The organism is Stenotrophomonas pavanii (assembly GCF_900101175.1).
GTDB lineage: Bacteria > Pseudomonadota > Gammaproteobacteria > Xanthomonadales > Xanthomonadaceae > Stenotrophomonas > Stenotrophomonas pavanii.
This window is the reverse complement of the sequence record NZ_FNFQ01000003.1, coordinates 221,904-236,931: the sequence shown is the minus strand read 5'-3', so window position 1 is coordinate 236,931 and position 15,028 is coordinate 221,904. Positions and strand designations below refer to the sequence as shown.

Annotated in this window: 15 protein-coding genes; 8 read left to right on the top strand and 7 right to left on the bottom strand. The window is 67.2% G+C overall.

Annotated elements, in window-relative coordinates:
- The 3 genes from BLS66_RS07295 to BLS66_RS07285 are packed head-to-tail and all read left to right on the top strand — an operon-like array spanning window position 1 to window position 2,396.
- Window positions 1-828 (top strand): ABC transporter ATP-binding protein, encoded by an 828-nt coding sequence (locus tag BLS66_RS07295; protein WP_074725542.1) that lies wholly within the window; start codon window positions 1-3, stop codon window positions 826-828.
- A gap of 3 nt (window positions 829-831) precedes the next feature.
- Window positions 832-1,758, top strand: coding sequence for an MlaD family protein (locus BLS66_RS07290; protein ID WP_049465312.1), 927 nt, complete (start codon window positions 832-834; stop codon window positions 1,756-1,758).
- Entirely contained in the window at window positions 1,755-2,396 is a 642-nt protein-coding gene (locus tag BLS66_RS07285) for an ABC-type transport auxiliary lipoprotein family protein (protein ID WP_074725541.1), read from the top strand. Before BLS66_RS07290 ends, BLS66_RS07285 begins: the two co-directional genes overlap by 4 nt.
- Before the next feature lie 57 nt (window positions 2,397-2,453).
- On the opposite strand, the gene BLS66_RS07280 is transcribed toward BLS66_RS07285, so the two are convergent.
- Complete coding sequence (locus BLS66_RS07280; RefSeq protein ID WP_074725540.1) at window positions 2,454-3,041, bottom strand: alpha-ketoglutarate-dependent dioxygenase AlkB family protein; 588 nt, start codon at window positions 3,039-3,041, stop codon at window positions 2,454-2,456.
- A 128-nt stretch (window positions 3,042-3,169) separates the two neighbouring features.
- On the opposite strand from BLS66_RS07280, the gene BLS66_RS07275 reads away from it, so the two are divergent.
- Window positions 3,170-5,218, top strand: coding sequence for a glycoside hydrolase family 99-like domain-containing protein (locus tag BLS66_RS07275; protein ID WP_074725539.1), 2,049 nt, complete (start codon window positions 3,170-3,172; stop codon window positions 5,216-5,218).
- A 40-nt stretch (window positions 5,219-5,258) separates the two neighbouring features.
- On the opposite strand, the gene BLS66_RS07270 is transcribed toward BLS66_RS07275, so the two are convergent.
- Window positions 5,259-5,891: a CoA transferase subunit B gene (locus tag BLS66_RS07270; RefSeq protein WP_049465320.1), complete on the bottom strand. Its 633-nt coding sequence runs from the start codon at window positions 5,889-5,891 to the stop codon at window positions 5,259-5,261.
- Window position 5,892: 1 nt separating this feature from the next.
- On the bottom strand, window positions 5,893-6,627 hold the full coding sequence (locus tag BLS66_RS07265) for a CoA transferase subunit A (RefSeq protein WP_074725538.1): 735 nt from the start codon (window positions 6,625-6,627) through the stop codon (window positions 5,893-5,895).
- A gap of 140 nt (window positions 6,628-6,767) precedes the next feature.
- On the opposite strand from BLS66_RS07265, the gene BLS66_RS07260 reads away from it, so the two are divergent.
- Together BLS66_RS07260 and BLS66_RS07255 are read left to right on the top strand one after the other, a co-directional pair.
- A complete protein-coding gene (locus tag BLS66_RS07260; protein WP_065179128.1) occupies window positions 6,768-8,114 on the top strand; it encodes a phosphohexomutase domain-containing protein in 1,347 nt (448 codons plus the stop codon).
- Between the two features lie 11 nt (window positions 8,115-8,125).
- Window positions 8,126-9,529, top strand: a complete 1,404-nt coding sequence (locus tag BLS66_RS07255; RefSeq protein WP_049465337.1) for a mannose-1-phosphate guanylyltransferase/mannose-6-phosphate isomerase — start codon at window positions 8,126-8,128, stop codon at window positions 9,527-9,529.
- 103 nt (window positions 9,530-9,632) lie between these two features.
- Here the strand turns inward: BLS66_RS07255 and rfbD are convergent, their stop codons facing one another.
- From rfbD to rfbB, 4 genes are read right to left on the bottom strand one after another with little or no spacing between them, the layout of a single operon-like run.
- On the bottom strand, window positions 9,633-10,526 hold the full coding sequence (rfbD, locus tag BLS66_RS07250; RefSeq protein WP_074725537.1) for a dTDP-4-dehydrorhamnose reductase: 894 nt from the start codon (window positions 10,524-10,526) through the stop codon (window positions 9,633-9,635).
- A complete protein-coding gene (gene rfbC / locus BLS66_RS07245) occupies window positions 10,523-11,080 on the bottom strand; it encodes a dTDP-4-dehydrorhamnose 3,5-epimerase (RefSeq protein WP_004141806.1) in 558 nt (185 codons plus the stop codon). The genes rfbD and rfbC overlap by 4 nt, the downstream gene beginning before the upstream one ends.
- On the bottom strand, window positions 11,077-11,964 hold the full coding sequence (gene rfbA, locus BLS66_RS07240; RefSeq protein WP_074725536.1) for a glucose-1-phosphate thymidylyltransferase RfbA: 888 nt from the start codon (window positions 11,962-11,964) through the stop codon (window positions 11,077-11,079). Before rfbA ends, rfbC begins: the two co-directional genes overlap by 4 nt.
- Before the next feature lie 14 nt (window positions 11,965-11,978).
- Window positions 11,979-13,034, bottom strand: a complete 1,056-nt coding sequence (gene rfbB / locus BLS66_RS07235) for a dTDP-glucose 4,6-dehydratase (protein ID WP_074725535.1) — start codon at window positions 13,032-13,034, stop codon at window positions 11,979-11,981.
- A 263-nt stretch (window positions 13,035-13,297) separates the two neighbouring features.
- On the opposite strand from rfbB, the gene BLS66_RS07230 reads away from it, so the two are divergent.
- Both BLS66_RS07230 and BLS66_RS07225 read left to right on the top strand, forming a co-directional pair.
- Window positions 13,298-14,044, top strand: coding sequence for an electron transfer flavoprotein subunit beta/FixA family protein (locus tag BLS66_RS07230; RefSeq protein ID WP_014035896.1), 747 nt, complete (start codon window positions 13,298-13,300; stop codon window positions 14,042-14,044).
- Window positions 14,044-14,982, top strand: coding sequence for an electron transfer flavoprotein subunit alpha/FixB family protein (locus BLS66_RS07225; RefSeq protein WP_074725534.1), 939 nt, complete (start codon window positions 14,044-14,046; stop codon window positions 14,980-14,982). Before BLS66_RS07230 ends, BLS66_RS07225 begins: the two co-directional genes overlap by 1 nt.
- The last annotated feature ends 46 nt before the right edge of the window (window positions 14,983-15,028 follow it).

The window sequence follows — 15,028 nt, the reverse complement described above, 5'->3', positions numbered from 1 at the left end:
ATGAGCACCTCCTCTTCCCCTGAAACGCTCGACATGCGCGATGGCGACGGCCACGCGCTGGCCATCCGCGTGCGCGGCCTGGTCAACCGCTTCGGCAGCCAGACCGTGCACGAAGACCTTGACCTGGACGTGCGCCGCGGCGAGATCCTGGGCGTGGTCGGTGGCTCCGGTACCGGCAAGTCGGTGCTGATGCGCTCGATCCTGGGCCTGCGCACGCCCGACGAGGGCCAGATCGAAGTGCTGGGCCGCGACGCGCGTGCCGACGACGCCGAGAGCCGCCTGCACATCGAACGCAACACCGGCGTGCTGTTCCAGGACGGCGCCCTGTTCTCCTCGCTGACCGTGGGCGAGAACGTGCAGGTGCCGTTGAAGGAACACCACCGCGAGCTGCCCGAGCGCTGGCACTACGAACTGGCGCTGCTGAAGGTGAAGCTGGCCGGCCTGCCTGCCGACGCGATCAACAAGCTGCCCTCGCAGCTGTCCGGCGGCATGCGCAAGCGCGCCGGCCTGGCGCGGGCGCTGGCGCTGGATCCGCCGCTGCTGTTCCTGGACGAACCCACCGCCGGCCTCGACCCGATCGGCGCTGCCGCGTTCGACCGCCTGATCAAGACCCTGCAGGAAGCGCTGGGGCTGACCGTGTTCCTGATCACCCACGACCTGGACACGCTGTATGCCATCTGCGATCGCGTCGCCGTGCTGGCCGACCGCAGGGTGGTGGCCAATGCGCCGCTGCCGGACATCGAGAAACTGGATCATCCGTGGATCCAGGAATACTTCCACGGACCCCGCGCGCGCGCCGCGCGGGGCGAACAGATCGAGAGTGCCTGAGCCATGGAAACCAAAGCCAACTACGTGCTGATCGGCGCGTTCACCCTGATCACCGGCCTGGCCCTGCTGGCCTTCGGACTGTGGGCGGCCAAATACTCCTCCGACCGCACCTGGCAGGAGTACCGCGTGGTCTTCCGCGAAGCGGTGACCGGCCTGTCGGTGGGCAGCCCGGTGCAGTACAACGGCATCGCGGTGGGCTCGATCACCGAACTGAACCTGGTGCCCGACGACCCGCGCCAGGTGGTCGCGCGCATCCGCCTGAACTCCAACACGCCGGTCAAGACCGATACCCGCGCCAAGCTGGCGATCACCAGCCTGACCGGCCCGTCGATCATCCAGCTCAGCGGCGGCACGCCGCAGTCGCCGGCGCTGACCACGGTCAACAAGGATCCGGCACCGATCATCCCGACCACGCCCTCGGCGCTGCAGAACATCACCGATGTGGCCAACCGCATCGTCGAGCGCATGGACCAGATCCTCAGCGACCGCAACGTGGCCTCGATCAACGCGACGCTCGCCAACCTGGAGACGATCAGCGGCGGCCTGGCCGACCGCGACCAGGGCACGCAGGCGCTGCTGCTCAGCGCGCGCGATGCCGCCCGCAGCCTGGACACCACGCTGAAGACCACCAACGGCACCATCGAGCGCCTGGACAAGAACCTGGTGCAGCAGCTGCCCGGCATCATCGACAAGCTCGACGCGACCCTGGCCAAGCTCGACTCGGCCGCCGGCAATGCCGATTCGATCCTTGGCGAGAACCGCGCCGCGATCAACAGCTTCGCCAACGATGGCCTCGGCCAGCTGGGCCCGACGCTGACCGAACTGCGCGGCCTGATCCGCGACCTGCGCCGGGTCAGCGACCGTCTCGAGAACAACCCCGCGCGCTACCTGCTGGGCCGCGACGCACCGAAGGAGTTCGAACCCCAATGAGCACGCCCACCCTTCCGCGCCTGCTGCTGGCCGCTTCGATGGCCGGCCTGCTGGGCGGCTGCTCCATCCTCGGCAGCAGCGAGAAAACCGCAGTGACGCTGTACTCGCCGTCCGTGCAGGTCAAGGCGGACCCAGCCTGGCCGCAGGCCAGCTGGCAGCTGGTGCTGGCCAAGCCCAGCGCCGCGCGCCTGGTCGACAGCCCGCGCATCAACGTGCGGCCGACGCCCTCGCAGCTGGAGATCTACAAGGGCGCCAGCTGGGCGCAGCCGGCCACCGACATGATCGAGGACACGCTGCTGCGTGGCTTTGAAGACTCCGGCCGCATCCGCGGCGTGGCGCGCAGCACCGCCGGCATCCGTGCCGACTACAAGCTGTCCACCGACGTGCGCCGCTTCGAATCGGATTACCAGGGCCAGGCCACGCCGACTGTGGTGATCGAAGTCAACGCCAAGCTGATCCACGTCGCCGACCAGCGCGTGGTGGCCGACCGCACCTTCCGCCAGGCGCAGCCGGTCGGCAGCACCGACGTACCGGCGGTGACCGCGGCGTTCGAGCGCGGCCTGCAGCAGCTGGCGCAGGATGTTGTGGGCTGGACGCTGGTGAGCGGGCAGGCCGACGCCGCGGCGGCCAAGCGCTGACGCATCGCAGGGGTCAGAGCCGTTCCCCGACGGGAAAGGGATCTGACCCCTTCTTCGTCACCGCGGCGTAATCCAGCGGAAGGTCAGGTTGATCCGCTCGCCCCGCACGCGCGCCATCTTCGGCAGCGCGTGCTGGTAGAAGCGCTGGGTCTGCCCGGCCATCCGCAGCAGGTCACCGTGGCCCAGCACGAATTCCGCCTTGCGCGACGTATCGTCGCGTCGGCGCAGCAGGAAACGGCGCGCGGCGCCCAGGCTCAGCGACGCGATCACCGGGGCCGGTCCCAGCTCCGGCTCGTCATCGCTGTGCCAACCCATGGAGTCACCCCCGCTGCGGTAGCGGTTCAGCAGCACGCTGTTGAAGCGGCCGTGGCCTTCGGCCTGCAGGCGCTCGCGCACGGCCTGCAACACGGGCGGCCAGGGGTGCGGTACGAACTCGGCACCGGAATAGCGGTAGCGGGCCTGCGGATCGCCGATCCAGCAGCTCAGCCGCGGCGAATCCACCCAGTGGCCGAACATGCGGATGCGGTGGACCTCCCACGGCACGTCGGCCAGCAGCGCCCCCATGAGCCGGTCGGCGTCGGCTGCGGCCAGCCAGCCCGGCAGGTGCTGGACGTCGGCGTCGGGCAGGTCGTGGGGGAACAGCATGGCCACACGCTAGCACGCCGGCGTTCGCCGGCGTTTGCCGTCGTGGCCGCCAACACTGAAAATGAGCCCATGACCGTTGCCCAGATGCCGATACCCTGCGATTGCCTGACTGGTTGGGGCTACGCCCGATGAGCCTGCGCCAGTCGTTGTTCCCGTTGCTGCGCGCGGTATTCCGGGTCTTGCCGCTGTCGCAGGCGCAGCGCGACCGCCTGCGTACCCGCTGGCTGGCCCGGCACGGCGACTGGGTGCCACCGCCGCCGAAGGGACGGCAGGACGCGGGTAGGCCGCGGGCCAGCGCGCAGCTCCGCTGGCGCGCGGACGAGGCCGCGATCGGCCACCGCCCGCACCAGAAGGACGCGCTGCCGGACCCGATGCCCGCCACGCTGGTCGCGTTCTACCTGCCGCAATTCCACACCTTCCCCGAAAATGACGCCTGGTGGGGCAAGGGCTTCACCGAATGGCGCAACGTCACCCGTGCGCTACCGCAGTTCGAAGGCCACATCCAACCGCGGCTTCCGGCTGATCTGGGTTTCTATGACCTGCGCAACCCGCAGGTGATGCGCGACCAGGCGCAGCTTGCCGCCGAGTACGGCATCGGCGCGTTCTGCTTCTATTACTACTGGTTCAGCGGCCGCACGTTGATGGAGGACCCGCTGCGGCAATGGCTGGCCGATGACAGCATCGACCTGCCGTTCTGCCTGTGCTGGGCCAATGAAAACTGGGCGCGACGCTGGGACGGCCGCGACGACGATATCCTGATCGGCCAGCAGCACAGCGCTGAGGACGATCTGGCCTTCATCGCACATGTCGCGCCCTACCTGCGCGACCGCCGTGCATTGAAGGTCGAGGGGCGGCCGATGCTGCTGGTCTATCGCCCGAACCTGCTGCCCGACGCCCGTGCGACTGCCGAGCGCTGGCGCCGCTGGTGCCGCGACAACGGCGTGGGCGAAATCCATCTGGCCTACGTCCAGGGCTTCGAGCGCCCCGATCCACGCGACATCGGCTTTGACGCTGCGGTCGAGTTTCCGCCGAACATGAGCAATCCCTCTTCGCTGTCGGCACAGCAGTGGCTGCTCAATCCCGATTTCAATGGCGATGTCCGCGATTGGCGCGAATTGGCCGGCGAAATCGCCGCCCGTGCCCTGCCCGATTATCCGCTCTATCCCGGGGTCAACCCCGGTTGGGACAACGAGGCCCGACGTTCCGGTCGCGGCCGCGTGTACCTGCACGCCTCACCACGTGGTTACCGTGACTGGTTGCGCACCACGATCCATGAACGCCTCTCCGCAGCACCGCAGGCGCAGCGACTGGTGTTCATAAACGCTTGGAACGAGTGGGCTGAAGGTGCCGTGCTGGAACCGGATGCCCGCCTCGGCCATGCTTGGCTGCAGGCCACCCGTGATGCGTTGTTGCCGGCGCCGGCGCCGCGTCCCGCACCGGCAGTGCATCTCCACGCCTGGTATCTGGAGACGCTGCCGGAAGTGCTGCGAGCTCTGCGCGAGGCAACACTGGACTGGGCAATCGTAGTGACCACCCCGGCTGCGCAGATCGATCAGGTTCGGCAGGCCCTGGCGACACATGGGCTTGAGGGCGAGGTGGTGGCCGTGGACAACCACGGTCGCGACATCCTGCCGTTCCTGGAGGTCGCCGAACGGCTGCTGCAGGCCGGGCACGAAGTGGTGCTTAAGCTGCATACGAAACGCTCAACCCATCGCGCAGATGGCGACCAATGGCGGCAGGAACTACTGCAACGGCTGGTACAGGACGGGCGTGCCGCACGCATCCTTGCCGCCTTCGAGGCCGACCCTGGGCTGGGCATGGTGGTGGCCGAAGGGCATCTGCTGCCCGTCGCTGATTTCGTGGGCGGCAATGGTCTCGCATTGGCTCGACTGCAGGCACGGCTTGGGTTGGAAGTACCCGTGGACACCAGCCGGTTTGGCGCCGGCAGCATGGGCTGGTGGCGGCTGCAGGCCCTGCGTCCATTGTTGGACGCGCATCTGTATCGCAGCGCTTTCGACATCGAGCAGGGCCAGATCGATGGAACGCTGGCCCACGCCATTGAACGTGTACTGGGTGCCTGCTGCGAACACGCTGGACTGCGCGTCGCGACAGCCGCAGCCTGCCTCGGCGAGGCCGATGCCAGCAGCGACGAGTACGCCTACGCCCGACGCGGCTGACGTTGAGGGGGGCACAACGCGCCCCCCTTGCCCGTATCGATCAGCCGCGCTGGAATGCGACGCCGGTCTTTTCCTTCAGCTCGTCATCACTGACACCCGGCGCGGCCTCCACCAGCAGCAGGCCCTTGTCAGTCACGTCGAACACCGCCAGGTCGGTGATGATGCGGTCGACCACGCCCACGCCGGTCAGCGGCAGCGTGCATTCGGCCAGGATCTTGTGCTCGCCGTTCTTGGCGGTGTGCTCCATCAGCACCACCACGCGCTGCACGCCGGCCACCAGGTCCATCGCGCCGCCCATGCCCTTGACCATCTTGCCGGGCACCATCCAGTTGGCCAGGTCGCCCTTGTCGGTGACCTGCATGGCGCCGAGGATGGCAAGGTTGACGTGACCACCGCGGATCATCGCGAAGCTGTCGTGGCTGCCGAAGTAGCTGGCGCCCGCACGTGCGGTGACGGTCTGCTTGCCGGCGTTGATCAGGTCGGCGTCGACCTCGGCGTCGGTCGGGAACGGGCCAATGCCGAGCAGGCCGTTCTCCGACTGCAGCCATACATCCACGCCGTCGGGAATATGGTTGGCCACCAGCGTCGGCAGGCCGATGCCCAGGTTCACGTAGGCACCATCGGTCAGCTCGCGCGCCGCGCGTGCGGCCATTTCATCTCGGGTCCACGCCATGTCAGTTGCCCTCCGCGCGGATGGTGCGCTGTTCGATTCGCTTCTCTGGATGCGCGTTGTGCACGATGCGATGCACGTAGATGCCCGGCAGGTGCACCTGGTCCGGATCAATCGCACCGACCGGCACCACCTCCTCCACCTCCACGATGCACACCTTGCCGGCCATCGCGCAGGCCGGGTTGAAGTTGCGCGCGGTCTTGCGGAACACCAGGTTGCCAGCCTCGTCGGCCTTCCAGGCCTTGACCAGCGCCACGTCGGCGCGCAGCGCGCTTTCCATCACGTAGTGCTTGCCGTCGAACTCGCGGGTCTCCTTGCCCTCGGCCACCACCGTGCCGTAGCCGGTGGCAGTGAAGAACGCCGGAATACCCGCGCCTCCGGCACGCAGGCGCTCGGCCAGGGTGCCCTGCGGGTTGAACTCCAGCTCCAGCTCGCCGGCCAGGAACTGCCGCTCGAATTCCTTGTTCTCGCCCACGTAGGACGAAATCATCTTCTTGATCTGCCGCGTTTCCAGCAGCTGGCCCAGGCCGAAGCCATCGACGCCGGCATTGTTGGAGATCACGGTCAGGCCCTTGACGCCGCTGTCGCGCAGCGCAGCGATCAGCGCCTCGGGAATGCCACACAGGCCAAAGCCACCCACGGCCAGGGTCTGGCCATCGGCGACCACCCCCTGCAGGGCCTCCGCCGCGCTGGCGTAGCGCTTGCCGCGCTTTCCGCCGGTCGTTGCCGGATTGCTCATCTACGCCCTCACTTCGTTGATGTAATCACACCATTCTAGGCCAGCGCAGCAGGCGGTCACGTGGCGTTGCGGCATGGAAACGCTTCCCATACAAGACAGGTACTACAATCGCGTGCTGAGCCACCCAAGGATCCCGATCAATGCCCCTGCCCGCCTTCAAGGCCTATGACATCCGCGGCCGCGTGCCGGAAGAACTGAACGAAGATCTGGCCCGCCGCATCGGCGTGGCGCTGGCGGCGCAGCTTGCGCCGGGCCCGGTGGTACTGGGCCATGACGTGCGCCTGACCAGCCCCGCGCTGCAGGATGCACTGGCCGCGGGCCTGCGCGGTACCGGGCGCGAGGTGATCGATATCGGCCTGTGCGGCACGGAAGAAGTCTATTTCCAGACCGACCACCTGGGCGCGGCCGGCGGCGTGATGGTCACCGCCAGCCACAACCCGATGGACTACAACGGCATGAAGCTGGTCAAGGAGAACGCACGGCCGATCAGCTCCGATACTGGCCTGTTCGCGATTTCCGATGCGGTTGCCGCCGATACGTCCGCGGCGCAACCGCCGCGTGCCGCGCAGAGCGCCCAGCACGACAAGAGCGCGTACATCCAGCACCTGCTGAGCTATGTCGACGCCGGCAAGCTGCGACCGCTGAAGCTGGTGGTCAACGCCGGCAACGGCGGTGCCGGTGCCATCGTCGATCTGCTGGCACCACACCTGCCGTTCGAGTTCATCCGCATCTGCCACGAGCCGGACGGCCGTTTCCCCAACGGCATTCCCAACCCGCTGCTGCCGGAGAACCGCGCCGCCACCGCCGACGCCGTGCGCGAACACGGTGCCGATTTCGGCATTGCCTGGGACGGCGACTTCGACCGCTGCTTCTTCTTCGACCACACCGGTCGCTTCATCGAGGGCTACTACCTGGTCGGCCTGCTGGCCAAGGCAATCCTGGCGCGCAACCCCGGCGGCAAGGTCGTGCACGACCCGCGCCTGGTCTGGAACACCGTGGACATGGTCGAACAGGCCGGCGGCGTACCGGTGCAGTGCAAGAGCGGCCACGCCTTCATCAAGGAAAAGATGCGCGCCGAAGACGCGGTGTACGGCGGCGAGATGAGCGCCCACCACTATTTCCGCGAGTTCGCCTATGCCGACTCGGGCATGATCCCGTGGCTGCTGATCGCCCAGCTGGTTTCCGAAAGCGGGCGCTCGCTGGCCGACTGGGTCGAAGACCGCATGGCGGCTTACCCGTGCAGCGGCGAAATCAATTTCAAGGTCAGCGATGCCAAGGCGGCCGTCGCACGCGTGATGGAGCACTTCGCGGCGCAGTCGCCCACGCTGGACCACACCGACGGCATCAGTGCCGACTTCGGCGACTGGCGCTTCAACCTGCGCAGCTCCAACACCGAGCCACTGCTGCGCCTGAATGTTGAAGCCCGTGGTGATGCCGCGCTGATGCAGGCGCGCACCGACGACATCTCCCGCCTCATCCAGCAGTAACCGAGGAACGCATGAGCAGCATCCAGCCCGTCATCCTGTCCGGTGGATCCGGTACCCGCCTGTGGCCGCTGTCGCGCGAGGCGTACCCGAAGCAGTTCCTGCCGTTGGCGGGCGAACTGACGATGCTGCAGGCCACCTGGAAGCGCGTGGCGCCGATCGCCGCGCGCGGACCGCTGGTGATCGCCAACGAAGAGCATCGCTTCGTCGCCGCCGAGCAGCTGCAGCAGGTTGGCGCCGAGCCGGCCGCGATCATCCTCGAGCCGGTCGGCCGCAACACGGCCCCGGCGATCGCGGTGGCCGCGCTGGAGGCCACCCGCGACGGTGCCGACGCCCTGCTGCTGGTGTTGCCGTCCGATCACGTGATCACCGACGAGGCCGCGTTCCGCAGCGCCGTGCAGGCGGCGGCCGGCGCTGCCGAGGCCGGCAAGCTGGTGACCTTCGGCATCGTGCCGACCGGGCCGGAAACCGGCTACGGCTACATCAAGGCCGCCGATGGCCAGGGCCTGCGTGCGGTCGAGCGCTTCGTCGAGAAGCCGGACCTGGATACCGCGACCGGCTACGTCAGCAGCGGCCAGTACTACTGGAACAGCGGCATGTTCCTGTTCAAGGCCTCGCGCTACCTGCAGGAGCTGGAACGCTTCCAGCCCGCGATGCTGGCTGGCAGCCGCCAGGCCTGGCAGCAGGCGCGCCGAGATGCCGACTTCACCCGCCTGGACAAGGACGCCTTCACTGCCGTTCCGTCCGATTCGATCGACTACGCGGTGATGGAGAAGACCGCCGACGCGGTGGTGATTCCACTGGATGCGGGCTGGAACGATGTCGGTTCGTGGACCGCGCTGCGCGATGTCTCGCAGCAGGACGGCGATGGCAATGCCCACCAGGGCGACGTGATCGCCATCGACTGCCGCAATACCTATGCCTACGGCCAACGATTGGTGGCCATGGTCGGCCTCGATGACGTGATCGTGGTCGAGACCGACGATGCGGTGCTGGTGGGCAAGGCCGACCGCATGCAGGAGGTCAAGACCGTGGTGGCCCAGCTGAAGGCCGAAGGCCGCAGCGAGGCCACCTGGCACCGCAAGGTCTATCGCCCGTGGGGCGCCTACGATTCGATCGACAACGGCGAGCGCTTCCAGGTCAAGCGGATCACGGTCAAGCCCGGCGGCACGCTGAGCCTGCAGATGCACCACCATCGCGCCGAGCACTGGATCGTGGTCAGCGGCACCGCCGAGGTGACCCGTGGCGATGAAGTGATCCTGCTCAGCGAGAACCAGAGCACCTACATTCCGCTGGGCGTGACCCACCGCCTGCGCAACCCGGGCAAGCTGCCGCTGGAACTGATCGAAGTGCAATCCGGCAGCTACCTCGGCGAGGATGACATCGTGCGCTTCGAGGATACCTACGGGCGCAGCTGAGGTTTGCCCGGGGTCGGATCCCGTTGCTGCGCAGCGGGCTCTGACCCGTTCCTGATCGGCCCGGCCGCGCAGCGTCGCCGGGCATGGCCCGGCGCTACGGCCATCAGGCAATCTCCGCCATCACCCGCTTCAGGCCATCCTGCCAGGTCGGCAGCACGATGCCGAAATCCTGCTGCAGCTTGCGGTTGTCCAGCACAGACCAGGCCGGGCGCTTGGCCGGGGTCGGATACTCGGAACTGGGAATCGCCTCGACCGTCGGCACCTTGTCCAACACGCCGGTGGCCAATGCCTCGGCGAAGATCGCTTCGGCGAACCCATGCCAGCTGGTCTGGCCGCTGGCGGTCAGGTGCCAGGTACCCGACAACTGCCCCGGATGCTGCAGCGCCTGCAAGGTGACATCAGCGATCAGCGCGGCCGGCGTTGGCGTGCCGATCTGGTCGGCCACCACCCGCAACGCATCGCGCTCGGCGCCCACGCGCAGCATGGTGCGCAGGAAGTTCGCGCCGTGCGAGGCATACACCCACGCCGTGCGGAAGATCAGATGGCGGCCACCGGCCGCACGCACCGCGTCCTCGCCATCGCGCTTGCTGGTGCCATATACGCCCAGCGGGGCGGTCGGCTCGTCCTCGCGATAGGGCGCGCTGCCCTGGCCATCGAACACGTAGTCGGTGGAGTAATGCACGAACGGCACGCCGTGCGCCGCACACCAGCGCGCGATCACGCCCGGTGCCTGCGCGTTGGCGGCGAACGCAGCGTCCGCATCCTGTTCGGCACGATCCACCGCCGTGTAGGCCGCGGCATTGACCACCACCGACGGCTGCACGCGATCCAGCAGGGCCGGCAGGCTGTCGGGCTGGCCGAAGTCGGCCGTTTCGCACGCACTGCCGTCCGGCAGCTGGCCGCTGCGGGTGGTCGCAACCACCTTGCCCAGCGGCACCAGCGCGCGCAGCAGCTCCTGGCCAACCTGGCCGTTGCCACCCAACACCAGCACGGTCATGGCACGTAGACCGGCAGGCGGTCTTCAGCAATGTCCTTCAGGAACGGCGCGTTCTCGTCCTTGGCCGACAACGTCGGGGCACTGACCGGCCAGTCCACGGCGATGTCCGCATCGTTCCAGCGCACGCCGGCATCAAAGTCCTTCAGGTAGACCTCGGTGCACAGGTAGCTGAACACCGCGCGCTCGGACAACACGGCAAAGCCGTGCGCGAAGCCCTCCGGAATCCAGAACTGCTTCTTGTTCTCCGCGCTCAGCACCACCGCTTCCCACTGGCCGAAGGTCGGCGAGCCGCGGCGGATGTCGACGGCCACATCGTAGACCTCGCCTTCGAGCACGCTGACCAGCTTGCCCTGCGGGCGCGGCCACTGGTAATGCAGGCCGCGCAGCACGCCCTGCGCGGACGTCGACACGTTGCTCTGCACGAAGCGATCCGGCAGGCCCAGCGCGGCAAAGCGCTCGGCATTCCAGGTCTCGAAGAAATAGCCGCGCGCATCGCCGAACACGGCCGGCTCGATCACCACGCAGCCGGGCAACTTGGTTTCAATCACTTTCACGGTACGACTCCACGCAGGGCGAGCTTGTGCAGGTACTGGCCGTAGCCATTCTTGATCAGCGGTGCAGCCAGTGCCTCCAGTTGTTCGGCAGTGATCCAGCCCTGGCCGAACGCGATTTCCTCCGGACAGCAGACCTGCAGGCCCTGGCGGGTCTGGATGGTCTCGATGAAGTTGGACGCCTCCAGCAGCGACTGGTGGGTGCCGGTATCGAGCCAGGCATAACCACGGCCGAGCGCTTCCAGGTGCAGGTGGCCCTCACGCAGGTAGCGCTGGTTCAGATCGGTGATTTCCAGCTCGCCACGCGGCGAAGGCTTGAGCTCGGCCGCATGGTCGCTGGCATTGCCATCGTAGAAATACAGGCCGGTGACCGCATAGTTCGAACGCGGATTCTCCGGCTTCTCGACCAGGTCGATGACCTTGCCGTCCTTGTCGAACTCGGCCACGCCGTAGCGTTCCGGGTCGTTGACCCAGTAGCCGAACACGGTCGCGCCCTGCTCGCGCTGGTCAGCGTTGCGCAGCACTTCGCGCAGTCCATGGCCGTGGAAGATGTTGTCGCCCAGCACAAGGCAGCTCGGCTTGCCCGCGACGAAATCACGGCCGATCAGGTAGGCCTGGGCCAGGCCATCGGGGCTCGGCTGCACCGCGTACTGGATATCCATGCCCCACTGCGAGCCGTCGCCCAGCAGCTGCTGGAACAGCGCCTGCTCGTGCGGGGTGTTGATGATCAGCACCTCGCGGATGCCCGCCAGCATCAGCACGCTGAGCGGGTAATAGATCATCGGCTTGTCGTACACCGGCAGCAGCTGCTTGCTGACGCCCTTGGTGATCGGATACAGCCGGGTGCCGGACCCACCGGCGAGGATGATGCCTTTACGCTGCGTCATGTCGTCTCCAGGGTTCAGGCCGCAGTGCCGATGCGCTGCAGACGGTAGCTGCCGTCCAGCACGCCGTTGACCCAGTCCTGGTTGTCCAGGTACCAGTCGACGGTGAAGGCGATGCCCTGCTCGAAGGTGTAGGCCGGCTCCCAGCCCAGATCGTTCTTCAGCTTGGACGCATCGATCGCATAGCGACGGTCGTGGCCGGGGCGGTCAGTGACATAGGTGATCTGGCTGCTGCGCGGCTGGCCATCCGCACGCGGGCGGCGCTGGTCCAGCAACGCGCAGATGGCCTGCACCACTTCGATGTTCTGCTTTTCCGAATTGCCACCGACGTTGTAGGTCTCACCGACCTGGCCCTTGGCCAGCACGGTGCGGATCGCTTCGCAGTGGTCGGACACGAACAGCCAGTCGCGCACCTGCTTGCCATCGCCGTACACCGGCAGCGGCTCGCCGGCCAGCGCCTTGGCGATCACCAGCGGAATGAGCTTCTCCGGGAAGTGGTACGGGCCGTAGTTGTTGGAGCAGTTGGTGGTCAGCACCGGCAACCCGTAGGTGTGGTGGAACGCACGCACCAGGTGGTCCGAAGCGGCCTTTGACGCCGAATAGGGGGAATTCGGGGCGTACGGCGTGGTTTCGCTGAACTTGCCGGTCTCGCCCAGGGTGCCGTACACCTCGTCGGTCGACACGTGCAGGAAGCGGAAGGCCGCGCCCTGCTCGGCCGGCAGCGCCTTCCAGTAATCACGCACGGCTTCCAGCAGGCCCAGAGTGCCCACCACATTGGTCTGGATGAAGGCACCCGGGCCATCGATGGAGCGATCGACGTGGCTCTCGGCGGCGAAATTCAGCACTGCGTCCGGCTGGTGCTCGGCCAGCAGGCGGGCCACCAGGGCGCTGTCGCCGATGTCACCCTGCACGAACACGTGGTTCGGGTTGCCGTCCAGGCTGGACAGGGTCTTCAGGTTGCCGGCGTAGGTCAGCGCGTCGAGGTTGATGACCTTGACGCCGCGTGCGACGGCCTCGAGAACGAAGTTACCGCCAATGAATCCGGCACCGCCGGTGACAAGCCATGTGGGCACTACCTGTTCTCCTGATCTAAATTCATCCAAGGGGGCGCTACCAAGCACCCAGCACAGCAGTACAGGATACATGTGGTTCGTCTTCACGACTGCCTGCGTGACGTGAACGACGCACCCGATCAACACAAGCCATACTGCACCGCAGCATAACCATACGCATTCGCATGGTTCCCTCAAGCCAGCTAGAATCGGGATCCCACCCCCGAACCGGTTGCTGTGCGAGGACCGGACGTTCTCCCCGTTATTGAAGGACCCCGTACCAGATGAAAATCCTCGTCGCGTACAAGCGCGTGGTGGACTACAACGTCCGCATTCAGGTCAAGCCGGACGGTTCCGGCGTGGTCACCGACGGCGTCAAGCTGTCCCCCAATCCCTTCGATGAAATCGCCCTGGAAGAAGCCCTGCGCCTGCGCGACAAGGGCATCGCCAGCGAGGTCGTGGTCGCCACCATCGCCCCGGCCGACGCCCAGGCGCACCTGCGCAACGGCCTGGCCATGGGTGCCAACCGCGCGGTCCATGTGGTCACCGACCAGGCCATCCAGCCGCTGACCGCCGCCCGCACCCTGCTCAAGCTGATCGAGAAGGAACAGCCGGACCTGGTGATCCTCGGCAAGCAGGCCATCGACGACGACGCGAACCAGACCGGCCAGATGCTGGCCACGCTGTGGGGCCGGCCGCAGGCGACCTTCGCCAGCAAGCTGGACATTGCCGACGGCAAGGCCACGGTGACCCGCGAAGTCGACGCCGGCCTGGAAACGCTGGAAGTGGACCTGCCGGCCGTGGTCACCACCGACCTGCGCCTGAACGAGCCGCGCTTCATCAAGCTGCCGGACATCATGAAGGCCAAGGCCAAGCCGCTGGAGACCCTGCAGCTGGCCGACCTCGGCGTTGAAGCCGCCGACACCTTCAAGACCACCCAGTACGCCGCACCGTCCAAGCGCAGCAAGGGTGTGATGGTCAAGGACGCGGCCGAACTGGTGGCCGCACTCAAGCAGAAGGGGCTGCTGTAATGAGCAAGATTCTCGTCATCGCCGAACACCACGACGGCAAGCTCAACGCCGCCACCGCCAAGACTGTCAGCGCCGCCGCCGCCATCAGCGGTGCCAGCATCGATGTCGTGGTGCTGGCCGCCGATCCGGCCGCCGTCGCCGCCGAGGCCGCGAAGATCAGTGGCGTCGCCAAGGTCCTGACCGTGGCCAACGCCGCCAACGCGCAGGCCATCGCCCAGGTGCTGGCGCCGCAGATCGCGCAGCTGGCCAAGGGCTACACCCACGTGTTCGGCCCATCGACCACTTTCGGCAAGGACCTGATGCCGTGCGTGGCCGCGCTGCTGGGCGTCAACCAGGTCTCCGACCTGATGACCGTTGAAGGCAGCCATACCTTCAAGCGCCCGATCTACGCCGGCAACGCGATCATCACCGTGGAAGTCCCGGCCGACCAGATCGTGGTCGCCACCGTGCGTGCCGCCTCGTGGCCGGAAGCCGCCCAGGGCGGCAGCGCCGCCATCGAAGCGGCCAGCGCCGATGCTGCCTTGCCGACCCACACCCGCTTCGTCGGCCTCGCCGCGGGTGCCAGCGACCGCCCGGACCTGCAGAGCGCCAAGCGCGTGGTCTCCGGTGGCCGTGGCGTCGGTTCGGAAGAGAACTTCAAGGTGATCTTCCAGCTGGCCGACAAGCTCGGTGCCGCCGTGGGTGCCTCGCGTGCCGCGGTCGATGCCGGCTACGTGCCCAGCGACCTGCAGGTCGGCCAGACCGGCAAGATCATCGCCCCGGAGCTGTATGTGGCGGTGGGCATCAGCGGTGCGATCCAGCATCTGACCGGCATCAAGGACGCCGGTACGATCGTGGCGATCAACAAGGATCCGGATTCGCCGATCTTTGAAATTGCCGATATCGGCCTGGTGGGGGATCTGTTTGCGATCCTGCCGGAGCTGGAAAAGGCGCTCTGACATTGGATTGGCTGCCGGCCGGGTGTCCTCGGACGCCCCGGCCCAC